Annotated in this window: 23 protein-coding genes; 21 read left to right on the top strand and 2 right to left on the bottom strand. The window is 53.1% G+C overall.

What is annotated here, in order from left to right; genetic code table 11:
* Window positions 1–10: 10 nt before the first annotated feature.
* The 15 genes from asnC (at window position 11) to glmS (ending at window position 15,216) form a co-directional block, all read left to right on the top strand.
* Window positions 11–472, top strand: coding sequence for a transcriptional regulator AsnC (gene asnC / locus C1N59_RS00340; protein WP_006121192.1), 462 nt, complete (start codon window positions 11–13; stop codon window positions 470–472).
* A gap of 154 nt (window positions 473–626) precedes the next feature.
* A complete protein-coding gene (gene mioC, locus C1N59_RS00335) occupies window positions 627–1,067 on the top strand; it encodes an FMN-binding protein MioC (RefSeq protein ID WP_006121193.1) in 441 nt (146 codons plus the stop codon).
* A gap of 431 nt (window positions 1,068–1,498) precedes the next feature.
* Window positions 1,499–3,388 carry a tRNA uridine-5-carboxymethylaminomethyl(34) synthesis enzyme MnmG gene (gene mnmG, locus C1N59_RS00330; protein ID WP_033737220.1) on the top strand — a complete coding sequence of 630 codons (1,890 nt, stop codon included), beginning with the start codon at window positions 1,499–1,501 and terminating at the stop codon, window positions 3,386–3,388.
* Window positions 3,389–3,435: 47 nt separating this feature from the next.
* A complete protein-coding gene (gene rsmG / locus C1N59_RS00325) occupies window positions 3,436–4,053 on the top strand; it encodes a 16S rRNA (guanine(527)-N(7))-methyltransferase RsmG (RefSeq protein WP_039339140.1) in 618 nt (205 codons plus the stop codon).
* Window positions 4,054–4,742: 689 nt separating this feature from the next.
* The gene (gene atpI, locus C1N59_RS00320) at window positions 4,743–5,126 is read left to right on the top strand and encodes a F0F1 ATP synthase subunit I (RefSeq protein WP_039339142.1); all 384 of its coding nucleotides are present in this window, start codon (window positions 4,743–4,745) and stop codon (window positions 5,124–5,126) included.
* 8 nt (window positions 5,127–5,134) lie between these two features.
* Window positions 5,135–5,953 (top strand): F0F1 ATP synthase subunit A, encoded by an 819-nt coding sequence (gene atpB / locus C1N59_RS00315; protein ID WP_033737226.1) that lies wholly within the window; start codon window positions 5,135–5,137, stop codon window positions 5,951–5,953.
* A gap of 48 nt (window positions 5,954–6,001) precedes the next feature.
* Entirely contained in the window at window positions 6,002–6,241 is a 240-nt protein-coding gene (gene atpE / locus C1N59_RS00310; RefSeq protein WP_003849523.1) for a F0F1 ATP synthase subunit C, read from the top strand.
* A 102-nt stretch (window positions 6,242–6,343) separates the two neighbouring features.
* A complete protein-coding gene (gene atpF / locus C1N59_RS00305) occupies window positions 6,344–6,814 on the top strand; it encodes a F0F1 ATP synthase subunit B (RefSeq protein WP_013023933.1) in 471 nt (156 codons plus the stop codon).
* Between the two features lie 14 nt (window positions 6,815–6,828).
* On the top strand, window positions 6,829–7,362 hold the full coding sequence (gene atpH, locus C1N59_RS00300) for a F0F1 ATP synthase subunit delta (RefSeq protein WP_006121199.1): 534 nt from the start codon (window positions 6,829–6,831) through the stop codon (window positions 7,360–7,362).
* A 14-nt stretch (window positions 7,363–7,376) separates the two neighbouring features.
* Window positions 7,377–8,918, top strand: a complete 1,542-nt coding sequence (atpA, locus tag C1N59_RS00295) for a F0F1 ATP synthase subunit alpha (protein ID WP_172913542.1) — start codon at window positions 7,377–7,379, stop codon at window positions 8,916–8,918.
* Window positions 8,919–8,970: 52 nt separating this feature from the next.
* On the top strand, window positions 8,971–9,837 hold the full coding sequence (gene atpG / locus C1N59_RS00290; protein WP_006121201.1) for a F0F1 ATP synthase subunit gamma: 867 nt from the start codon (window positions 8,971–8,973) through the stop codon (window positions 9,835–9,837).
* A 30-nt stretch (window positions 9,838–9,867) separates the two neighbouring features.
* On the top strand, window positions 9,868–11,265 hold the full coding sequence (gene atpD / locus C1N59_RS00285) for a F0F1 ATP synthase subunit beta (protein ID WP_006121202.1): 1,398 nt from the start codon (window positions 9,868–9,870) through the stop codon (window positions 11,263–11,265).
* A 24-nt stretch (window positions 11,266–11,289) separates the two neighbouring features.
* Window positions 11,290–11,709: a F0F1 ATP synthase subunit epsilon gene (locus tag C1N59_RS00280; RefSeq protein ID WP_013023936.1), complete on the top strand. Its 420-nt coding sequence runs from the start codon at window positions 11,290–11,292 to the stop codon at window positions 11,707–11,709.
* Between the two features lie 161 nt (window positions 11,710–11,870).
* Window positions 11,871–13,241 carry a bifunctional UDP-N-acetylglucosamine diphosphorylase/glucosamine-1-phosphate N-acetyltransferase GlmU gene (glmU, locus tag C1N59_RS00275; RefSeq protein WP_054634781.1) on the top strand — a complete coding sequence of 457 codons (1,371 nt, stop codon included), beginning with the start codon at window positions 11,871–11,873 and terminating at the stop codon, window positions 13,239–13,241.
* A 145-nt stretch (window positions 13,242–13,386) separates the two neighbouring features.
* Window positions 13,387–15,216 carry a glutamine--fructose-6-phosphate transaminase (isomerizing) gene (gene glmS / locus C1N59_RS00270; RefSeq protein WP_394550153.1) on the top strand — a complete coding sequence of 610 codons (1,830 nt, stop codon included), beginning with the start codon at window positions 13,387–13,389 and terminating at the stop codon, window positions 15,214–15,216.
* A 192-nt stretch (window positions 15,217–15,408) separates the two neighbouring features.
* Here the strand turns inward: glmS and C1N59_RS00265 are convergent, their stop codons facing one another.
* Window positions 15,409–15,732: a hypothetical protein gene (locus tag C1N59_RS00265; protein ID WP_394550152.1), complete on the bottom strand. Its 324-nt coding sequence runs from the start codon at window positions 15,730–15,732 to the stop codon at window positions 15,409–15,411.
* Between the two features lie 168 nt (window positions 15,733–15,900).
* On the opposite strand from C1N59_RS00265, the gene pstS reads away from it, so the two are divergent.
* The 6 genes from pstS to C1N59_RS00235 all read left to right on the top strand — a co-directional run bounded on the left by pstS (window position 15,901) and on the right by C1N59_RS00235 (window position 21,802).
* Window positions 15,901–16,944, top strand: coding sequence for a phosphate ABC transporter substrate-binding protein PstS (pstS, locus tag C1N59_RS00260; RefSeq protein WP_006121207.1), 1,044 nt, complete (start codon window positions 15,901–15,903; stop codon window positions 16,942–16,944).
* A gap of 86 nt (window positions 16,945–17,030) precedes the next feature.
* Window positions 17,031–17,993 carry a phosphate ABC transporter permease PstC gene (gene pstC, locus C1N59_RS00255; protein ID WP_006121208.1) on the top strand — a complete coding sequence of 321 codons (963 nt, stop codon included), beginning with the start codon at window positions 17,031–17,033 and terminating at the stop codon, window positions 17,991–17,993.
* Window positions 17,990–18,880: a phosphate ABC transporter permease PstA gene (gene pstA / locus C1N59_RS00250; protein WP_033737233.1), complete on the top strand. Its 891-nt coding sequence runs from the start codon at window positions 17,990–17,992 to the stop codon at window positions 18,878–18,880. The genes pstC and pstA overlap by 4 nt, the downstream gene beginning before the upstream one ends.
* A 44-nt stretch (window positions 18,881–18,924) precedes the next feature.
* Window positions 18,925–19,698 (top strand): phosphate ABC transporter ATP-binding protein PstB, encoded by a 774-nt coding sequence (pstB, locus tag C1N59_RS00245; RefSeq protein ID WP_033737235.1) that lies wholly within the window; start codon window positions 18,925–18,927, stop codon window positions 19,696–19,698.
* Window positions 19,699–19,715: 17 nt separating this feature from the next.
* Window positions 19,716–20,453, top strand: coding sequence for a phosphate signaling complex protein PhoU (phoU, locus tag C1N59_RS00240; RefSeq protein WP_006121211.1), 738 nt, complete (start codon window positions 19,716–19,718; stop codon window positions 20,451–20,453).
* A 110-nt stretch (window positions 20,454–20,563) separates the two neighbouring features.
* Window positions 20,564–21,802, top strand: coding sequence for an MFS transporter (locus tag C1N59_RS00235; RefSeq protein ID WP_394550151.1), 1,239 nt, complete (start codon window positions 20,564–20,566; stop codon window positions 21,800–21,802).
* 38 nt (window positions 21,803–21,840) lie between these two features.
* Here the strand turns inward: C1N59_RS00235 and xylB are convergent, their stop codons facing one another.
* Window positions 21,841–23,286 carry a xylulokinase gene (gene xylB, locus C1N59_RS00230; RefSeq protein WP_394550150.1) on the bottom strand — a complete coding sequence of 482 codons (1,446 nt, stop codon included), beginning with the start codon at window positions 23,284–23,286 and terminating at the stop codon, window positions 21,841–21,843.
* Window positions 23,287–23,297 lie beyond the last annotated feature (11 nt).

Genomic DNA, 23,297 nt, shown 5'->3' with positions numbered 1-23,297 from the left:
GAGGATGACAATGCCTGACCATCTGCAGCTGGATAATCTGGACCGGGGCATTCTGAATGCCCTGCTGGAAAATGCGCGAACCGCCTACGCCGAGCTGGCCAAACAGTTCAATGTCAGTCCGGGAACGATTCATGTACGCGTCGAAAAGATGAAGCAGGCGGGCATCATTCTGGGCACGCGGGTCGAGATCGACCCGCGTCAGCTGGGTTTTGATGTCTGCTGTTTTATCGGCATTATCCTGAAAAGCGCCCGTGATTACCCGGCAGCCCTCAGCAAGCTTGAAGCCCTGGATGAGGTCGTGGAAGCCTGGTACACCACCGGGCACTACAGTATTTTCATTAAAGTCATGTGTCGTTCTATCGATGCCCTGCAGCAGGTGTTAATCAATAAGATCCAGACCATCGACGAAATCCAGTCCACTGAGACACTGATCTCACTGCAAAATCCAATTATGCGAACCATCAAGCCCTGATCTTTCCACCGGCTTGTGCACAATCTTATCCTTTGACGATCAGCCGTCTGACAACGGCTGTATCGGGTTTATCTAACCTAATAACCTTGTTTTCCACAGGTGGATCACTGCTTGATCACAGCGTACAATACCGGCTTCACCTCAGGAGAGCACGATGGCCGACATTACGTTAATCAGTGGCAGCACCTTAGGCAGCGCCGAATATGTTGCCGAACATCTCGAAGAAAAACTGCAGGAAGCGGGCTTCTCTACGCAGATGCTGCATGGCCCTGAGCTGGGAGAGGTGCCGCAGGAAGGCATCTGGCTGGTGGTAAGTTCAACCCACGGCGCCGGTGAGTTACCTGACAATCTGCAACCTTTTTATGATGCTATTAATGAAAGCCGTCCCGATCTGTCTGCCGTCCGTTTTGGGGCTGTTGGCATTGGCAATCATGAGTACGATCTGTTTTGTGGCGCCATCCGCAATATTGATGCTCTGCTGATTGCCTGCGGCGCGCAGCGTATCGGTGAACGACTGGAAATCGACATTCTCGAACATGAGATCCCTGAAGATCCGGCTGAAGAATGGGTGATGACCTGGAAATCCGCGATCTGAGCGGGTGTGGGATCGTGAAATAATGACGATCCCCAGCAGATAATATTGTTTTTCGTCGGATCCTGCTGTTTGTTTTGTGGATAACTACCCTGCTTTTCTGCGTATAACCGGTAGTTATCCAAAGAACAACCGTAGTTTACTTTCTGAGCTGTGGATAAGGACCTGTTTTGATCCCAGCTTATACGGATCGGGATCACCGATCATTCACAGGTATCGATCCTCGCTACCAACTTGTTTCCTTTGAGGTTTCCGCAGATATCCACAAGGCATGGCGATCCTAATAAGAGATCTAACAGAGAGATCATATAAAGAATAAAGATCTTATCTTTTAAACCTGACGATCCCGCTGCTTTCGCCTCAGCCATAATTTCAGTAGAATCCACCGCCCAGAGAGAACGATCTCTGACTATTCATCAACGAGGTACCACTTCATGTTTTATCAAGATCCTTTTGACGTCATCGTTATTGGTGGTGGTCATGCGGGCACGGAAGCTGCCATGGCAGCAGCCCGAATGGGTCAGCAAACCCTGTTACTGACCCATAACATTGATACGCTGGGACAAATGTCCTGCAATCCGGCGATCGGTGGTATCGGCAAAGGACATTTGGTAAAGGAAGTGGATGCCTTAGGCGGTTTGATGGCCAGCGCGATCGACCAGGCCGGCATTCAGTTTAGGATACTAAACGCCAGTAAAGGCCCTGCTGTTCGGGCAACGCGTGCGCAGGCCGACCGCGTGCTTTACCGTCAGGCTGTGCGTACAGCACTGGAGAATCAGCCCAACCTGATGATCTTCCAGCAGGCCGTCGATGATCTCATCGTTGAAAACGATCGTGTCGTCGGTGCTGTGACGCAAATGGGCCTGAAGTTCCGTGCCAAAACCGTTGTGTTAACCGTGGGCACGTTCCTTGACGGGAAAATTCATATCGGGCTGGATAACTACAGCGGTGGACGCGCGGGTGATCCCCCTTCTATCCCGCTGGCGAAACGTCTGCGGGCGTTACCCTTACGTGTTAATCGTCTGAAAACCGGCACACCGCCGCGTATTGACGCACGTAGCATCGACTTCAGCGTGTTATCGCCGCAGCATGGCGACAACCCCATGCCTGTGTTTTCGTTCATGGGAAGCGCGTCACAGCATCCTCAGCAGGTTCCGTGCTGGATCACCTATACCAATGAAAAAACGCATGATGTGATCCGCAATAACCTCGATCGTAGCCCGATGTATGCCGGGATCATCGAAGGGATCGGCCCACGCTATTGCCCTTCGATTGAAGACAAAGTCATGCGCTTTGCCGATCGCAATTCGCATCAGATTTTCCTTGAGCCTGAAGGGCTGACCAGTAACGAGATCTACCCGAACGGTATCTCCACCAGCCTGCCATTCGATGTGCAGATGCAGATCGTACGTTCTATGCAGGGTATGGAAAATGCAAAAATCGTGCGCCCGGGCTATGCCATTGAGTATGATTTTTTTGACCCACGTGATCTGAAACCCACGCTGGAAAGCAAATTTATTGCCGGTCTGTTCTTTGCTGGCCAGATCAACGGCACCACCGGTTACGAAGAAGCGGCGGCCCAGGGCTTGCTGGCAGGCCTGAATGCGGCAAGACAGTCTGCTGATAAGGAAAGCTGGGCGCCGCGTCGTGACCAGGCCTATCTGGGCGTGCTGGTGGACGATCTTTGTACGCTCGGCACCAAAGAACCGTATCGCATGTTTACCTCGCGTGCTGAATACCGTTTGATGCTGCGTGAAGACAACGCCGATTTGCGTCTGACGGAAACGGGTCGCGAACTCGGTCTGGTGGACGATGCGCGCTGGGCGCGCTTTAACCAGAAGCTGGAAGCGATCGAGCAGGAGCGTCAGCGACTGCGTGATATTTGGGTCCATCCTAAATCCGCAAACATCGCCGACGTGAATACCGTAACCAGCGCACCGTTGACGAAAGAAGCCAGCGGTGAAGATTTGCTCCGTCGTCCTGAAATGACCTACCTGAAACTGATGACGCTGGAAGCATTTGGCCCGGCGTTAACCGATGAGCAGGCTGCTGAGCAGGTCGAAATCCAGGTGAAATACGAAGGTTATATTGCGCGCCAGCAGGAAGAGATTGAACGTCAGCTGCGTAACGAAAATACACTACTGCCTGCGACGCTGGATTATCGTCAGGTCAGCGGTCTGTCCAATGAAGTTATCGCCAAGCTGAACGATCATAAACCCACGTCAATTGGTCAGGCGTCACGCATTTCAGGCATTACGCCTGCGGCAATCTCGATTTTACTTATTTACCTGAAAAAACAAGGTCTGTTGCGCAAAAGCGCCTGATCTGAACCGGGGCGGGCTTACCCGCCCCCGCTGACTGGACTGATGCTGTGATCAACAAACTCACTTCGCTGCTGCAAGCGGCAAACATTTCTCTTACCGATCAACAAAAACAGCAACTGGTAGCCTACGTCGGGCTGCTGGATAAATGGAATAAAGCCTACAATCTGACGTCCGTACGGGATCCCCAGCAGATGCTGGTGCGCCATATTCTGGACAGCATTGTGGTTGCGCCGCATCTTAAAGGTGCCCGCTTTATCGATGTCGGGACAGGGCCGGGCTTACCTGGTATTCCTCTGTCCATCGTCATGCCTGATGCGCATTTCACTTTACTGGACAGCCTCGGTAAGCGTGTGCGTTTTTTACGGCAGGTCCAGCATGAACTCGGTTTGACCAATATCACGCCAGTGCAGAGCAGGGTAGAGGACTTTCCTGCAGAGCCGCCATTTGACGGCGTCATCAGCCGTGCTTTTGCCTCCCTGGACGATATGGTGAGCTGGTGCCACCACTTACCGGCGGAAGACGGCCACTTTTATGCTCTTAAAGGCGTACGGCCTGATGATGAAATTGCCAACCTGCCTGCGGGCTATGCGCTTGATGGCGTGGTTGCATTGCGGGTTCCTCAGCTTGAGGGTGAACGTCACCTGGTCATTATCGGACGTGAATAGCTGAAGTCTGCACCGTGCGCGACGACGAGGCACGGTGCACGTGTTACCAAAGATGCGGTAGGGCGACATTTGTCTCATCGGTTATTTCACCTCGCAATGTTAAATACCCACCCGGAAATTATCTGAAAAACTTTTTCACATTTAACTTTTAATTCACAACTTTTTATCAAAATAATCACGCATTCCTGGAATTTTCCAGGTGTGAATCACCCATTCTCCGGTTAAACGGCAATGAAATGTGGTCACGGGGAATAAGCATTTTACGATTCTGAACCCGTCTTCGATGTCAATAGACCCTTTTTATCGCCATTACGAAAAAATGAGGCGGTAATTCTTTTTAAGTGACTGTCCATAAAGGGTTTATTTATTGATTCTTAGCTCAGGTAATTACAGGACGATAAAACCTGCTACGGTGCGAATGCTTATTATGTGATCTAAAGCACGCTTTAAAACAGCATGACGACCGAACTTTTCGGCGTGTAATTCGTAACGACCTGCTCTCTATCTTTGGAAAAATAGTCCTTCGGAAAGAAATTTAGATAATTGTTCACCTTTTCGTTACTTAACGATTGAAATCACAGGTGCGGCCCGTATAATTTGCACGGCTTTTGCTACTTGACTCAAATGCACAAAGGCAGTCTTATACGACACGCGACATACCCCTAAAGGGGCAGGAGAGTATCAGCGTCATGTCAGTGTCTCTTTACAGTGTAAAATACGCCCGAACGGTGCTGATGATTCAGTTAGTGACCATTGTCATCGTCGGTGTTCTCTTTTTTGCCCTGAAAGATATGACCTGGGGCGCCTCTGCACTTGCTGGCGGCGTGGCAGCCTGGCTGCCGAACGTGTTGTTCTTGTTTATAGCCTGGCGCCTGCAAGGGCAAACCCCGGCATCGGGGCGCGTCGCATGGAGCTTTGCTTTGGGTGAAATAGCCAAAGTGTTCGCGACCATTATTTTGCTCATTGTGGCGTTGGGTATATTCGATGCGGTCTTTTGGCCGGTCGGAGTAGCCTGGTTATCGGTGCTGGTCGTACAGATGTTGGCACCGGCGGTAATTAACAACAAAGGGTAAGAGGCATCATGGCTGCAGGAGAAATCTCTACTCCGCAAGAGTACATTGGTCACCACCTGACTCATCTTCAGTTGGACCTGCGTACCTTCGAGTTAGTGAATGCTCACGACGCTCCCGCGACGTTCTGGGTATTAAATATCGATTCCATGTTTTTCTCTCTGGTGCTGGGAGTTATCTTCCTGGTGTTGTTCCGTAGCGTGGCGAAAAGCGTCACCAGCGGTGTGCCAGGGAAAATGCAGGCGGCTATCGAGCTGGTTGTCGGTTTCGTTGATAGCAACGTGCGCGACATGTATCACGGTAAAAGTAAACTTATCGCCCCGCTGGCTCTGACAATTTTTGTCTGGGTCTTCCTGATGAACTTCATGGATCTGCTGCCAATCGATCTGCTGCCGTATATCGGTGAGCATTGGTTAGGCCTGCCAGCGCTTCGCGTTGTGCCGTCCGCAGACGTGAACATCACGTTATCTATGGCGTTGGGCGTCTTTATTTTGATTCTGTTCTACAGCATCAAAATGAAAGGCATTGGCGGCTTCACGAAAGAGCTGACGCTGCAGCCTTTTAATCACCCGATCTTTATCCCCATCAACCTGATTCTGGAAGGTGTTAGCCTGCTGTCCAAACCGGTTTCTCTCGGTCTGCGACTGTTCGGTAACATGTATGCGGGTGAACTGATCTTTATCCTTATTGCCGGTCTGTTGCCGTGGTGGTCACAGTGGGTTCTGAATGTGCCGTGGGCCATTTTCCACATCCTGATCATTTCGCTACAGGCTTTCATCTTCATGGTCCTCACGATTGTCTATCTGTCGATGGCATCTGAAGAACATTGATTTTTTTCTCAACAATACGCGTTTAACTGAAACAAACTGGAGACTGTCATGGAAAACCTGAATATGGATCTGCTGTACATGGCTGCCGCTGTGATGATGGGACTGGCGGCAATCGGTGCTGCGATCGGTATCGGCATCCTCGGAGGAAAATTCCTGGAAGGCGCTGCTCGTCAGCCTGACCTGATTCCTCTGCTGCGCACGCAGTTCTTTGTTGTAATGGGTCTGGTGGATGCAATCCCAATGATCGCTGTTGGTCTGGGCCTCTACGTGATGTTTGCTGTCGCCTAAAGCCCTGTGTTCACTCTGCGCCCGGCGCAGGCGTGAACGGATTCTGCCGTTTATCACTGATAGCGGCAGAAAAGTTTACTACTTAATTAGAGGCATTGTGCTGTGAACATTAATGCAACAATCCTCGGCCAGGCCATCGCGTTCATCCTGTTTGTCGCGTTCTGCATGAAGTACGTATGGCCGCCGATTATGGCTGCCATCGAAAAGCGCCAGAAAGAAATTGCTGAAGGCCTTGCTTCTGCTGAACGCGCGAAGAAAGATTTGGATCTCGCGCAGGCTAATGCGACCGACCAGCTGAAAAAAGCGAAAGAGGAAGCTCAGGTCATTATCGAGCAGGCGAACAAGCGTCGCACGCAGATTCTGGACGAAGCCAAGACTGAAGCTGATAACGAACGTACTCGCATCGTGGCACAAGCGCAGGCTGAAATTGACGCCGAGCGTAAACGTGCACGTGAAGAACTGCGTAAGCAAGTCGCGTTGCTGGCAATGGCTGGCGCCGAGAAGATCATCGAACGTTCCGTGGATGAAGCTGCTAACAGCGACATCGTTGATAAACTGGTCGCTGAACTGTAAGGAGGGAGGGGCTGATGTCTGATCTGATTACTGTAGCTCGCCCCTACGCCAAAGCAGCTTTTGACTTTGCTGTTGAGCATCAAAGTATTGAACGCTGGCAAAAGATGCTGGCGTTTGCCGCAGAAGTGGCTGCCAATGAACAGATGGCTGACCTGCTTTCCGGTGCGTTAGCACCTGAAGCGTTGGCTGCCTCGTTTAACGCAGTCTGTGGTGATCAACTGGATGAACCCGCGCAGAACCTGATTAAGGTGATGGCGGAAAACGGACGTTTGACAGCGCTTCCAGCTGTACTGGCGCAATTCATTCAACTTCGGGACGCGTATGAAGCGACGGCCGAAGTGGATGTCATTTCTGCCAGCACGCTGAGTGACGACCAGCTGACTAAAATCAGCGCCGCGATGGAAAAACGTCTGTCACGCAAAGTTAAGCTGAATTGCAAAATTGATAAGTCTGTGATGGCAGGCGTGATCATCCGTTCGGGTGATCTGGTGATTGATGGCAGCGTACGCGGCCGTCTTGACCGTCTGGCAGACGTCTTGCAGTCTTAAGGGGACTGGAGCATATGCAACTGAATTCCACCGAAATCAGCGAACTGATCAAGCAGCGCATTGCTCAGTTCAATGTCGTGAGCGAAGCTCACAATGAAGGTACTATTGTTTCTGTAAGTGACGGTATCATCCGCGTACACGGCCTGGCCGATGTAATGCAGGGTGAGATGATTTCCCTGCCGGGAAACCGTTACGCTATCGCCCTGAACCTCGAGCGTGACTCTGTAGGTGCCGTGGTGATGGGTCCGTATGCTGACCTGGCCGAAGGCATGAAGGTCAAGTGTACTGGCCGTATTCTGGAAGTACCGGTTGGCCGTGGCCTGCTGGGCCGCGTGGTGAACACCCTGGGTGCACCTATCGACGGTAAAGGCGCAATCGACAACGACGGCTTCTCGCCAGTCGAAGTGATTGCACCCGGTGTTATCGATCGTCAGTCCGTAGACCAGCCTGTTCAGACGGGTTACAAATCTGTCGATGCGATGATTCCAATCGGCCGTGGCCAGCGTGAGCTGATCATCGGTGACCGTCAGACCGGTAAAACCGCGATGGCAATCGACGCCATCATCAACCAGCGTGATTCAGGCATCAAGTGTGTCTACGTTGCGATTGGTCAGAAAGCGTCAACCATTTCTAACGTGGTACGTAAACTGGAAGAACACGGTGCGCTGTCTAACACCATCGTTGTTGTGGCTTCTGCATCTGAGTCTGCTGCACTGCAGTACCTGGCTCCGTATGCGGGTTGCGCCATGGGCGAATACTTCCGTGACCGCGGTGAAGATGCGCTGATCGTATACGATGACCTGTCTAAGCAGGCTGTTGCATACCGTCAGATTTCTCTGCTGCTGCGCCGTCCACCAGGTCGTGAAGCATTCCCGGGCGACGTGTTCTATCTCCACTCTCGCCTGCTGGAGCGTGCATCACGCGTTAGCGCTGACTACGTTGAGCGCTTCACCAATGGTGAAGTAAAAGGCCAGACCGGTTCTCTGACCGCACTGCCTATCATCGAAACTCAGGCGGGTGACGTTTCTGCGTTCGTTCCGACCAACGTAATCTCGATTACTGATGGTCAGATCTTCCTGGAATCTAACCTGTTCAACTCCGGTATCCGTCCGGCTGTTAACCCGGGTATCTCTGTATCCCGTGTAGGTGGTGCTGCTCAGACCAAGATCATCAAGAAACTGTCCGGTGGTATTCGTACCGCGCTGGCACAGTACCGTGAACTGGCTGCATTCTCCCAGTTTGCGTCTGATCTGGACGATGCAACCCGTAAACAGCTGAGCCATGGTCAGAAAGTGACCGAGCTGCTGAAGCAGAAACAGTATGCGCCGATGTCTGTCGCGCAACAGGGTCTGGTTCTTTTCGCAGCGGAACGCGGCTATCTGAACGACGTTGAGCTGGCAAAAATTGGTAGCTTCGAAGCGGCTCTGCTGGCGTTCGCAGATCGCGATCACGCCGATCTGATGGCTGAAATCAACCAGTCTGGTAACTTCAATAACGACATCGAAGAGAAGCTGAAAGGCCTCCTTGAGACGTTTAAAGCAACCCAGTCCTGGTAATGTCTGGCGGCTTGTCTGAAAAGGCAGGCCGCAAGGCTTTGAGGAGAAGCTAATGGCCGGCGCAAAAGAAATACGTACCAAGATTGGAAGCGTAAAAAATACGCAGAAGATCACCAAAGCGATGGAAATGGTCGCCGCCTCCAAAATGCGTAAAACGCAGGAACGCATGGCGGCCAGCCGTCCGTATGCAGATACCATGCGCAAAGTGATTGGTCACCTTGCGTTAGGCAATCTGGAATACAAGCACCCTTACCTGGATGAGCGCGACGTTAAGCGCGTCGGCTACCTGGTCGTTTCGACTGACCGCGGGCTTTGTGGTGGTTTGAACGTTAACCTGTTCAAAAAATTGCTGGCAGAGATGAAGGCCTGGTCCGACAAAGGCGTACAGAGCGATCTGGCCATTGTGGGATCGAAAGGCGTGTCATTCTTCGGCGCTGTTGGTGGCAATGTAGTGGCACAGGTCACTGGCATGGGCGATAAGCCTGCGCTGTCTGATCTTATTGGCCCGGTAAAAGTGATGTTGCAGGCCTACGATGAAGGCCGTATCGACAAGCTGTACATTGTTAACAACAAGTTCAACAACACCATGTCTCAGACTCCGACCATTACCCAACTGCTGCCGTTACCGCCAGCGGAAGGTGAAGAAGAGATGAAGGCGAAGACCTGGGATTACCTGTACGAGCCCGATCCGAAAGCGCTGCTGGATACGCTGCTGCGTCGCTATGTCGAATCGCAGGTTTATCAGGGTGTGGTGGAAAACCTGGCCAGTGAGCAGGCCGCACGTATGGTGGCAATGAAAGCTGCAACCGATAACGGCGGAAATCTGATCAAAGAGCTGCAGTTGGTTTACAACAAAGCTCGTCAGGCCAGCATCACCCAGGAACTTACCGAGATCGTCTCGGGAGCCTCCGCGGTTTAACCAGGTTTGGAATTAGGTAGAGGATTCAAGATGGCAGCTGGAAAGATTGTCCAGATTATCGGCGCCGTAGTTGACGTCGAATTCCCTCAGGATGCAGTACCGCAAGTGTACAGCGCTCTTGAGGTTAAGAATGGTGATGCTCGTCTGGTGCTGGAAGTTCAGCAGCAGCTGGGTGGTGGCGTAGTGCGTACTATCGCCATGGGTACTTCTGACGGCCTGAAGCGCGGTCTGGAAGTTGCCGACCTGAAAAAACCGATCCAGGTACCGGTTGGTAAAGCAACCCTCGGCCGTATCATGAACGTGCTGGGCGAGCCTATCGACATGAAAGGCGACCTGAAAGAAGAAGATGGCAGTGCAGTAGAGGTTTCCTCTATTCACCGCCCTGCGCCTTCTTATGAAGAGCAGTCTAACTCGCAGGAACTGCTGGAAACCGGCATCAAGGTTATCGACCTGATGTGTCCGTTCGCGAAGGGCGGTAAAGTCGGTCTGTTCGGTGGTGCGGGTGTGGGTAAAACCGTAAACATGATGGAGCTGATCCGTAACATTGCGGCTGAGCACTCAGGTTACTCGGTATTTGCCGGCGTAGGTGAGCGTACTCGTGAGGGTAACGACTTCTACCACGAAATGACTGACTCCAACGTTATCGACAAAGTTGCGCTGGTGTATGGCCAGATGAACGAGCCGCCGGGTAACCGTCTGCGCGTTGCACTGACCGGTCTGACTATGGCGGAGAAATTCCGTGATGAAGGCCGTGACGTTCTGCTGTTCATCGACAACATCTACCGTTATACCCTGGCCGGTACAGAAGTCTCTGCACTGCTGGGTCGTATGCCATCTGCGGTAGGTTATCAGCCAACGCTGGCAGAAGAGATGGGTGTGTTGCAGGAGCGTATTACCTCCACCAAAACCGGTTCAATCACCTCCGTACAGGCCGTTTACGTCCCTGCGGATGACCTGACTGACCCGTCACCGGCAACCACCTTTGCTCACTTAGACTCAACAGTCACCCTGAGCCGTCAGATCGCCTCTCTGGGTATCTACCCAGCCGTTGATCCGCTGGACTCAACCAGCCGTCAGCTGGATCCACTGGTTGTGGGTCAGGAGCACTACGATGTTGCACGTGGCGTACAGTCACTGCTGCAGCGTTATCAGGAACTGAAAGACATTATCGCCATCCTGGGTATGGACGAACTGTCTGAAGAAGACAAACTGCTGGTGGCACGTGCGCGTAAGATTCAGCGCTTCCTGTCTCAGCCGTTCTTCGTAGCAGAAGTGTTCACCGGTTCTCCAGGTAAATACGTGACGCTGAAAGACACCATCCGTGGCTTTAAAGGCATCATGGAAGGTGAATTTGACCACCTGCCAGAGCAGGCCTTCTACATGGTTGGTGCCATCGAAGAAGCGGTCGAAAAAGCGAAGAAACTGTAATAACGGTTTCCCAGGAGGAAAATTATGGCTATGACTTATCACCTGGATGTTGTCAGTGCAGAGAGCCAACTGTTCTCTGGTCTGGTACAGAAAATTCAGGTGTCAGGTAGCGAAGGTGAACTGGGGATTTTCCCTGGCCACGCCCCGCTGCTGACTGCCATTAAGCCTGGAATGATCCGTATCGTGAAACAGCACGGCGAAGAGGAGTTTATTTACCTCTCTGGCGGCGTGCTGGAAGTGCAGCCTGGCAGCACTACCGTTCTGGCCGATACCGCTATTCGCGGTACCGATCTGGACGAAGCGCGTGCCCTGGAAGCAAAACGTAAAGCAGAAGAGCATATGAACAGCAGCCACGGCGACGTGGACTATGCTCAGGCTTCTGCGGAACTGGCGAAAGCCATTGCCAAACTGCGCGTGATCGAGCTGACCAAAAAAGCGATGTAATCCGGCTTTATGCGTCATGAAATGCCAGCCCATCGGGCTGGCATTTTTTTTATCTGAAGCCCGGATAGCGGGATAATAGCTAATTTCGGAACGAGAAAAATGTAGTAATCTCAGTGCTAAATCGTTTAACGTTCCTCAGTCAAAAATCAGTCAGGATAGATATGTCTAACAGTGCGATGAGTGTGGTGATTCTTGCGGCTGGCAAGGGCACACGTATGTATTCCGATCTGCCAAAAGTCTTGCATACGCTGGCAGGTAAACCGATGGTTCAGCACGTCATTGATGCCGCTAAAGGGCTGGGTGCGCAACAGGTTCATCTGGTTTACGGACACGGCGGTGACCAGCTCAAAGCCACGTTAACCGACAGTGCCGTTAACTGGGTGTTGCAGGCAGAACAACTCGGTACCGGGCATGCCATGCAGCAGGCAGCTCCGCACTTTGCAGACGACGAAGACATCATGATGCTTTATGGTGATGTTCCGCTGATTTCTGAAGAGACATTACAACGTCTGCGCGACGCGAAGCCGGAAGGCGGGATTGGACTGTTAACCGTCGTACTGGATAACCCTACGGGCTACGGCCGCATCGTGCGTGAAAATGGCACCATCGTCGGCATTATTGAGCAGAAAGATGCCAGCCCTGCGCAACTGGCCATTAATGAAATCAATACTGGCATCCTGATCGCTAACGGTGGTGATCTAAAACGCTGGCTGGCAAAACTTACCAATAATAATGCTCAGGGTGAATATTACATCACCGACATCATTGCCCTGGCGCATCAGGAAGGTCGGGTCATCAATGCGGTACACCCGGCACGCAATAGCGAAACTGATGGCGTAAACAACCGTCTGCAACTGGCAACTCTCGAGCGCACTTACCAGCAGGAGCAGGCAGAAAAACTGCTGCTTGCGGGCGTTATGCTACGCGATCCGGCACGCTTCGACCTGCGCGGCACGCTGCAGCATGGTCGGGACGTTGAGATCGACGTCAACGTCATTATTGAAGGCCAGGTAACGCTGGGCAACCGGGTCAATATTGGTGCGGGCTGCGTCATTAAAAACAGCGTCATCGGCGATGATTGCGAGATTAGCCCCTATTCGGTGATCGAGGATGCGAATCTGGCCACTGACTGTACGGTCGGCCCGTTCGCGCGTTTACGTCCCGGCAGTGAACTGGCCCAGGCCGCCCACGTCGGCAATTTCGTTGAAATGAAAAAAGCCCGACTCGGGAAAGGCTCTAAAGCAGGTCACTTGTCTTATCTGGGTGATGCGGAGATCGGTGCCAATGTGAATATCGGTGCAGGGACGATTACCTGCAATTACGATGGCGCAAACAAATTCAAAACCGTTATTGGTGACAATGTATTTGTTGGTTCGGATACGCAGCTGGTCGCACCGGTGAGTGTGGCGGCAGGCGCAACGATTGCCGCCGGAACAACGGTGATGAAAGACATTTCCACTGCCGATCTGGTCTATAACCGTAAAGAGCAGAATCACAAAGCCGGCTGGCAGCGCCCACAGAAGAAAAAATAATTTTTACGGCCCGGGCTAAACGGGCCGCTTGCAGTACCAAAACTATAATCCCCACTCTCTACAAGGCTCGGGGAACCGGCAATGCCGGACAATCAGGTCATATGACAACGTAATGGCAAACAGCCATGAAGTCAGGAAATAACTTATGTGTGGAATTGTTGGTGCAGTAGCACAACGTGATATCGCAGAAATTTTGTTAGAAGGTTTACGCCGCCTGGAATACCGCGGTTATGACTCAGCCGGTCTGGCCGTCGTCGATCAGCAAGGCCATATCACCCGTCTGCGTCGCCTGGGCAAAGTACAGATGCTGGCCGCGGCGGCGGAAGAACAGCCACTGATCGGCGGAACCGGTATCGCGCATACGCGCTGGGCAACCCATGGCGAACCCTCAGAGGCCAATGCGCATCCGCACGTTTCTGAGCATATCGTTATAGTGCACAACGGTATTATCGAAAACCATGAGCCGCTTCGTGAAGCGCTGATTGCGCAGGGTTACCATTTCAGCTCAGAAACCGATACCGAAGTGGTAGCGCATCTGGTTCATCTGGAGCAGAAAAAGGGCGGTTCGCTGCGTGAAGTCCTGCAGCGTGTGATTCCCCAACTACGCGGTGCCTATGGCATGGTGATCATGGACAGTCGCGATCCATCGTGTCTGGTGGCTGCCCGTTCAGGCAGCCCACTGGTGATCGGTCGTGGTGTGGGTGAAAACTTCATTGCTTCTGACCAACTGGCACTGTTGCCGGTCACTCGCCGCTTTATTTATCTGGAAGAGGGCGATATCGCTGAAATCAGCCGTCGCGATGTTACGATCGTCGATCGTGCGGGTAATACCGTGCGCCGCAATGAGATCGAATCCAGCGTACAGTACGATGCCGGCGATAAAGGTATCTATCGCCATTACATGCAAAAAGAGATCTATGAGCAGCCAAATGCGATTAAAAACACCTTAACGGGGCGTTTTAATCACGGTGCAGTCGATCTCAGCGAACTGGGGCCAAATGCAGAAGCGCTGCTCAGCAAGGTTGAGCACATCCAGATCATCGCCTGTGGCACTTCTTACAACTCTGGCATGGTCTCGCGTTACTGGTTCGAGGCGCTGGCAAACCTCCCTTGTGATGTCGAGATTGCGTCCGAATTCCGCTACCGTAAATCGGCGGTACGTAAAAACAGCCTGCTGATTACCCTGTCTCAGTCGGGGGAAACGGCGGATACGCTGGCCGCGCTGCGCCTGTCGAAAGAGCTGGGGTACCTGGGATCGCTGGCTATCTGTAACGTCGCGGGTTCGTCGCTGGTACGTGAATCCGATCTGGCGCTAATGACCAAAGCGGGTACGGAGATTGGTGTAGCCTCTACAAAGGCCTTTACCACTCAACTGACCGTACTGCTGATGCTGGTGGCAAAACTCGGTCGCCTGAACGGCATGTCCGCAGAAAAAGAGCACGAGATTGTGCATGGTCTGCAGGCTCTGCCAAGCCGCATTGAGCAAATGCTGGCGCAGGATAAGCTGATTGAAAACCTGGCCGAAGATTTCTCTGATAAGCACCATGCCCTGTTCCTTGGCCGTGGTGATCAGTACCCTATCGCGATGGAAGGGGCGCTCAAGCTGAAGGAGATCTCGTATATTCATGCGGAAGCCTATGCGGCAGGTGAACTCAAGCACGGTCCGCTGGCGTTGATCGATGCCGATATGCCGGTCATTGTGGTGGCGCCGAACAATGAACTGTTAGAGAAGCTGAAATCGAATATCGAAGAAGTGCGCGCGCGTGGCGGTCTGCTGTACGTGTTTGCCGATCAGGATGCCGGTTTCAGTGACAGCGAAGGAATGAAAATCATTCCTCTGCCGCACGTCGAAGAGGCCATTGCGCCTATCTTCTATACCGTGCCGCTCCAGCTGCTCTCCTATCATGTGGCCCTGATCAAAGGCACCGATGTGGATCAGCCGCGTAACCTGGCGAAATCGGTAACGGTCGAGTAATGCATCTTATGCGTGAATCCCCGACGGGATTCACGCGTTTCATTTATTTGATCTTGTTACTGCATTGCTCCAGTGCACGCTGTTGATCGCTGATTTTGCGGTTAGCCTCATCGAGTGAACGCTGCAGGTTATTTATCGTATCATCATTTTTGCTTAGCTTTTGGCGAGTTGACTGAGGTTACTTGCCTGATTTTATAGCGTTTTTGTTAAGTCTTTAATCTTATCTTTCATTGCAATAACACCTTCAACATCGACGGATGATTGTTTAACGGCGCCGTAATAACCCAATATAGCCAGAGCGCCTCTGTTATTAGCTGCGGTATAAAATTTATCTAAATGAATCGTGGGTGTCGTATCATCCGCCTGTAAGCCTGTAAGCCTGTAAGCCTGTAAGCCTGTAAGCCTGTAAGCCTGTAAGCCTGTAAGCCTGTAAGCCTGTAAGCCTGTAAGCCTGCCAGCGTACAGAGCAGGACGACATTGCACACCAGAAGCTTCTTCATAAATCTCATCGAACATGTCCTTTTCGAGAGGAGTCTTATGAAATGAGCAATAATTGTGCCTGTCATATAACTGTAATATTAACTACATTTTTCTGTCACTAAACTGTCCTATTTTCCCTCCTGCAGCAATCACTGACTCTTACTAAAAAGGCACTTAGCCTGACTTTTCTCCCCTGGAGGGAACATGACACTGATGCGTAGCACCGTAGCCCGAATCCTCGCCGCCTCTCTTGCCGTTAGTGCGGTTTCTGCATTTGCAGCCACCGATCTGACCGGTGCTGGCGGTACATTCCCGGCGCCGGTTTATGCCAAGTGGGCAGCAGAGTATCAGCAAGCCACCGGTAGCAAAATCAACTATCAGGGCATTGGTTCATCTGGCGGTGTAAAACAAATTATCGCCAAAACCGTTGATTTCGGTGCCTCCGATGCGCCTATGAAAGACGAAGATCTGCAGAAATATGGTCTGTTCCAGTTCCCTACCGTAATCGGTGGCGTGGTGCTGGCGGTTAACCTGCCAGGCATCAAATCTGGTCAGCTGACGCTGGACGGTAAAACCGTTGGCGACATCTATCTGGGTAACATCAAAAAGTGGAACGATCCTGCGATTGTTAAACTGAACCCAGGCGTGAAACTGCCCGATACCAACATCAACGTGGTGCGTCGCGCGGATGGTTCAGGTACCTCTTTCGTTTTCACCAGCTACCTGGCGAAAGTGAACGAAGAGTGGAACAGCAAAATTGGTAAAGGCAACACCGTTAACTGGCCAACCGGTCTGGGCGGTAAAGGTAACGATGGCGTAGCAGCCTTTGTACAGCGTCTGCCAGGTTCTATTGGTTACGTTGAGTACGCGTATGCCAAACAGAATAACCTGACCTATACCAAACTGATGGATGCGGACGGCAAAGCGGTTGCGCCAAGCGAAACCAGCTTCTCTAATGCCGCGAAAGGCGCAGACTGGAGCAAATCGTTTGCTCAGGATCTGACCTTCCAGAAAGGCAATGATGCATGGCCGATCACCTCAACCACCTTTATCCTGATTTACAAAGATCAGACTAATGCGGCGAAAGGTGCCGAAGTCCTGAAGTTCTTTGACTGGGCCTACAAAGATGGCGGTAAAACGGCCAATGCGCTGGATTATGCCACCCTGCCGGAGAGCGTGGTTCAGCAGATCCGTGCTGCCTGGAAAGCCAATATCAAAGACAGTTCTGGTAAAGCGCTTTATAAGTAAGTGAATGACCCTGACCAGCCTGCGTGCTGGTCAGCCTTCAAGGGCGGCGTCTGCCGCCCTGATAACTTCTGAGGACGAAGACTTCTATGGCTGCAACGAAGTCGGCATTCAAAGCCCCAGGTAAGCAAGGTGACCGAATTTTTGGCGCGCTGGTAAAACTCTCTGCGCTGATTGTTCTGTTGCTTATGGGCGGCATTATCGTCTCCCTGATCTTCTCTTCCTGGCCAAGCATACAGAAATTTGGTTTCGCGTTTTTGTGGACCAAAACCTGGGACGCCCCTAACGAACAATTCGGTGCACTGGTGCCGATTTACGGCACACTTGTCACCTCAATCATTGCGTTGATTATTGCGGTACCGGTCAGTTTCGGTATTGCTCTTTTTCTGACCGAACTCTCACCAGGCTGGTTACGACGTCCACTGGGAACCGCAATTGAGCTGCTCGCTGCGATTCCGAGTATTGTTTATGGTATGTGGGGCTTATTTATCTTTGCTCCGCTGTTCGCAGAATATTTCCAGACGCCCGTTGGTGATGTCCTCTCGGGCATTCCGATTATTGGCGCTCTGTTCTCCGGTCCGGCGTTTGGTATCGGTATTCTGGCCGCAGGTGTGATTCTGGCCATCATGATCATTCCCTATATTGCTTCAGTCATGCGCGACGTGTTTGAGCAGACGCCGGTGATGATGAAAGAGTCAGCCTATGGGATTGGCTGCACCACGTGGGAAGTGATCTGGCGCATCGTGTTGCCGTTTACTAAAAACGGCGTCATCGGCGGCATCATGCTGGGCCTGGGACGTGCGCTGGGCGAAACCATGGCGGTCACCTTTATTATCGGTAACACCTACCAGCTCGACAGTGCCTCACTGTTTATGCCAGGTAACAGTATCACCTCGGCACTGGCGAATGAGTTTGCTGAAGCCGAATCGGGTGTTCACGTAGCGGCACTGATGGAACTGGGCCTGATTCTGTTTGTTATCACCTTTATTGTGCTGGCGATTTCCAAGTTAATGATTATGCGTCTGGCAAAAAGTGAAGGAGCGCGATCATGACAACAATGGAAGTACAGGCTCGGGCCGAACTGGAAGCGTCACGTCGCAAAATGCAGTCGTGGCGTAGCACCAAGAACAAAATCGCCTTAACGCTGTCCTTGCTGACGATGGCATTTGGCTTATTCTGGCTGGTCTGGATTTTGTTTACCACCGTGAGCCGCGGCATTGACGGGCTTTCATGGTCGCTGTTTACCGAGTCCACACCGCCGCCAAACACGGCGGGAGGCGGATTAGCCAATGCGCTGGTAGGTAGCGGTTTACTGATTTTATGGTCGACATTCATTGGCACGCCACTGGGCATTCTGGCGGGTGTGTATCTGGCAGAATATGGTCGTAAGTCTTTACTGGCGGAAGTGATTCGTTTCATTAACGACATCCTGCTGTCTGCCCCATCGATTGTTGTGGGCCTGTTTGTCTACACCATTGTCGTGGCGCAGATGCACCACTTCTCAGGCTGGGCAGGTGTGATAGCGCTGGCGTTGTTACAGATTCCAATAGTGATTCGCACGACGGAAAACATGTTACGACTGGTACCTGACAGCATGCGCGAAGCAGCCTATGCGCTGGGTACGCCGAAATGGAAGATGATTTCCGCCATTACGCTGAAAGCGTCCGTATCCGGGATTATTACGGGTGTGCTGCTGGCGGTAGCGCGCATCGCGGGCGAAACCGCGCCGCTGCTGTTTACTGCGCTGTCGAACCAGTTCTGGAGCACCGACATGATGCAGCCGCTGGCAAACCTTCCGGTCACCATCTTTAAATTTGCGATGAGTCCGTTCGCCGAGTGGCAAAGTCTGGCCTGGGCGGGCGTACTGATTATTACCCTCTGTGTGTTGCTGTTAAATATCGTAGCACGCGTGGTATTCGCCAAGGGTAAACACGGTTAACGACTGACACGGCCCTGTGCGGTGTCGTATAAGAGAGAAAAGCAATGAGTACTGCGACTGCATCAGCGGGTAAGATTCAGGTCCGTAATCTGAATTTTTATTACGGCAAGTTTCACGCTCTGAAAAACATCAACCTGGATATTGCGAAGAATCAGGTGACGGCCTTTATCGGCCCTTCAGGCTGTGGTAAATCCACTTTGCTGCGAACCTTCAATAAAATGTATTCGCTCTATCCCGAGCAGCGCGCGGAAGGGGATATTCTGCTGGACGGCGACAACATTCTGGCGTCCAACCAGGATATCGCCCTGCTGCGCGCCCGGGTTGGCATGGTGTTCCAGAAGCCAACGCCTTTCCCGATGTCGATTTATGACAATATCGCCTTTGGCGTGCGCTTGTTTGAAAAGCTGTCTCGCGCCGATATGGACGAGCGTGTGCAGTGGGCGCTTACCAAGGCGGCCCTGTGGACTGAAACCAAAGACAAGCTGCATCAGAGTGGCTACAGTCTGTCAGGCGGCCAGCAGCAGCGTCTGTGTATTGCGCGCGGTATCGCCATTCGTCCGGAAGTCCTGCTGCTGGATGAGCCCTGTTCAGCGCTGGATCCCATTTCTACCGGCCGTATCGAAGAACTCATTACTGAACTGAAGCAGGATTACACCGTCGTGATCGTGACACACAACATGCAGCAGGCGGCACGTTGTTCCGACCACACGGCGTTTATGTATCTGGGCGAACTGATTGAATTCAGCGACACCGACACGCTGTTCACCAAGCCGGCACAGAAACAAACGGAAGACTACATTACAGGTCGCTACGGCTGATTAGACAGGAGATCGCCATGGACAGTTTAAATCTGAATAAACACATCTCCGGTCAGTTTAACGCTGAGCTGGAGCACATCCGCACGCAGGTGATGATCATGGGCGGCATGGTTGAGCAGCAGCTGACCGATGCCATTACCGCCATGCATAATCTGGACGGCGAACTGGCCCAGCGCGTCATTGATGGCGACCAGAAGGTCAACATGATGGAAGTGGAGATTGATGAAGCCTGTGTGCGCATCATCGCCAAACGTCAGCCGACCGCTATCGATTTACGTCTGGTCATGGCGATTATCAAAACCATCTCCGAACTGGAACGCATCGGCGATGTTGCCGAGAAAATCAGCCGCACTGCGCTGGAGAAGTTTGGCCAGCAACATCTGCCGCTGCTGGTCAGCCTGGAATCGCTGGGCCGTCATACTGTGCAGATGCTGCATGATGTGCTGGATGCCTTTGCGCGCATGGACCTTAACGAAGCCGTGCAGATCTACCGCGAAGACAAGAAAGTGGATAAAGAGTACGAAGGCATTGTGCGTCAGCTGATGACCTACATGATGGAAGATCCGCGGACGATTCCCAGCGTTCTGACGGCGCTGTTTTGCGCCCGCGCCATCGAACGTATCGGTGACCGCTGCCAGAATATCTGCGAAATCATTTTCTACTTCGTGAAAGGTCAGGATTTCCGTCACGTGGGCGGCGACAGGCTGGACGCGCTGTTATCCGGTGACGACGACGGTAGCAACAAACCGTCTTGATCTCGCGCAACCGTGCGCCATAAGGCGCACGGCTCCGGCTATTCTGCATAGACCCCATCCTCTTCGCTCTTTATACTTGCGCCAGTTTTTTAACCAACGGGTGCGCACTCATGTCCTCTTCTTCCCCTGTTAAGCAGAGCATTACGCCTGCGAAAGCGATGCTGGCTGCCGTCAGCGGTTATGCCATGGACGGATTCGATCTGCTGATTCTCGGGTTTATGCTGCCCGCTATCAGCCTGTCGCTGGCACTGGATCCGTCACAGGCTGGTTCACTGGTGACCTGGACGCTGATCGGCGCGGTCATCGGCGGCATTGTGTTTGGCCACCTCAGCGATCGCTATGGGCGCATTCGTGTGTTAACCATCACGATACTGATGTTCTCTGTCTTTACCGGATTGTGTTCAGTGGCGCAGGGTTACTGGGATCTGCTGGCGTACCGTACGCTGGCGGGCATGGGACTGGGCGGTGAGTTTGGCATCGGCATGGCGCTGATTGCAGAAGCCTGGCCGGCAGAAAAGCGCAACCGCGCCTCGGCCTGGGTCGGCATCGGCTGGCAACTCGGCGTACTGCTGGCGGCATTTATCACCCCGCCTTTACTGAGTGTGATTGGCTGGCGCGGCATGTTCCTGGTGGGATTACTGCCCGCGCTGGTGTCATTTGTTATTCGCCGCAGCATGGGCGAACCTGAGAGCTTCACCCGTCAAATTAAACATGTTCCCTCGCTGTCCTTTCCCGCCCGACTGAAACTGCTGTTTAAAGACCGCGCCACCAGCAAAGCCAGCCTGGGGATCTTTATTCTCTGTTCCGTTCAGAACTTCGGTTATTACGGCCTGATGATCTGGATGCCCAGCTACTTGTCCTCTAACTTCGGTTTCAGTCTGACCAAATCCGGCGTCTGGACGGCAGTAACCGTGGTGGGCATGACCTTTGGCATCTGGCTGTTTGGCGTGCTGGCCGATCGCTTTGCGCGCTGGAAAATCTTCCTGCTTTACCAGTTCGGTGCGGTCGTGATGGTTGTGGTTTATGCGCAACTGCGCGATCCGACCGTGATGTTGTTTACCGGTGCGCTGATGGGCCTGTTCGTCAACGGTATGATTGGCGGCTATGGCGCATTGATCTCAGATACCTTTCCGCCGCAGGTTCGTGCGACCGCGCAGAACGTATTGTTTAATCTGGGGCGCGGCGTCGGTGGATTGGGTCCGTTGGTAATCGGGCTGCTGGCGGGTAAATTCTCCTTCGTAGCTGCTATCACGCTACTGGCCCTGATCTACCTGCTGGATATTGCAGCAACGCTGTTCCTGCTGCCGAAAAAGCAAAGCCAGGACGATGTGCTGGGGGCGATTGGTTAAAAGAAAAAGGGGCAACCCTGTTGCCCCTTTTTTCTGAATTACTGATTCATCAGCGGCAGCAACTGCTGATACAACCGACTGAACGTCTCACGTCTCGGCTGATAATGTGCATGACGAGCCGGATCTGGCTCATGGCGCTGCACCTGCTTCAGGGCCGGAATGGTCAGGTTGTTATCTATTGCCATCTGCGCCAGTCGGGCGGCACCCAGCGCCGGGCCGACATCGCCACCTTCGCAGTAGTCCAGTGTTTGTCCGCTGATATCTGCCAGCATCTGCCGCCAGTAGCGACTTCGTGCTCCACCGCCAATCAGCATGATGCTTTCGGGTGTTACGCCGCAGTCGTGAACCACATCCATGCCGTCTGCCAGCGCAAAACCGACGCCTTCCAGCACGGCGCGCGCCAGCTCGGGTCGCCCATGCTGGTGGGTAAACCCAAAGAAGCTGCCGCAGGCATGCGGATTATTATGCGGTGTGCGTTCACCGGAAAGATAAGGCAAAAACCACAAGGCGGGCGCATCGTCTTTTGCACGTTCCGCTTCGGCTAACAGGTGCGGGACATCATCGCAGCCCGTCAGTGACGCTGCCCAGTCCAGGCAGGAAGCGGCGCTCAGCATTACAGACATCAGGTGCCAGCGCTGCGGCAGCGCATGACAAAAGCTGTGTACCGCCTGCTCGGGATTGCTGAGATAGCCTTCGCTGACCACGAAGTACACGCCGGAGGTACCGAGTGACAACATCCCTTGCCCCGGCGCGACCATGCCGACGCCGACCGCGCCTGCCGCGTTATCGCCACCGCCCGCCACGATCGGCACCTGCGGCAGCGACCAGCGCTGCGCGATCGCGGCTGATAAAGTACCGGTAATCTGGTTGCCTTCGAACAGGGCTGGCATCTGGCTGTGATCCAGCCCGCAGGCCGCGAGCATCTGCTCACTCCAGTCACGCTTTTCCACATCCAGCCACATGGTTCCGGCTGCATCAGACATGTCGCTGGCAAACTCGCCGCTCAGGCGCCAGCGCAGGTAATCTTTAGGCAGCAGCACCCTGGCAATCCGGGCAAAAATGTCTGGTTCGTGCTGTTGCACCCATAATAGTTTGGGCGCGGTAAAGCCTGGCATCATCAGGTTACCGGTGATGCGCCGTGAGTCAGGTACCCGCTGCTCCAGTTCACGGCACTGATCGCCGCTGCGTCCGTCGTTCCAGAGAATGGCGGGACGCAGCACCCGATGCTGCGCGTCCAGCAAGGTCGCGCCGTGCATCTGTCCTGTCAGGCCCACAGCTTTCACCGTGCTCAGGTCGTGACGCTGTGCCAGTGCCTGCATTGCCTTATCCGTGGCCTGCCACCAGCTTTCGGGATCTTGCTCGCTCCATAACGGATGCGGGCGGGAAACCGTTAGTGGGGCCGTTTCCACCGCCGCCACCTGCCCTTGCACATCCAGCAACACGACTTTTACGCCGGATGTGCCGATATCGATCCCGATTACCATGTCGCGCTCCT

This window comes from Pantoea sp. SGAir0183, assembly GCF_043545505.1.
Note: the sequence above shows the minus strand (reverse complement) of the source record. Positions and strands in the feature narration are given on the sequence as shown.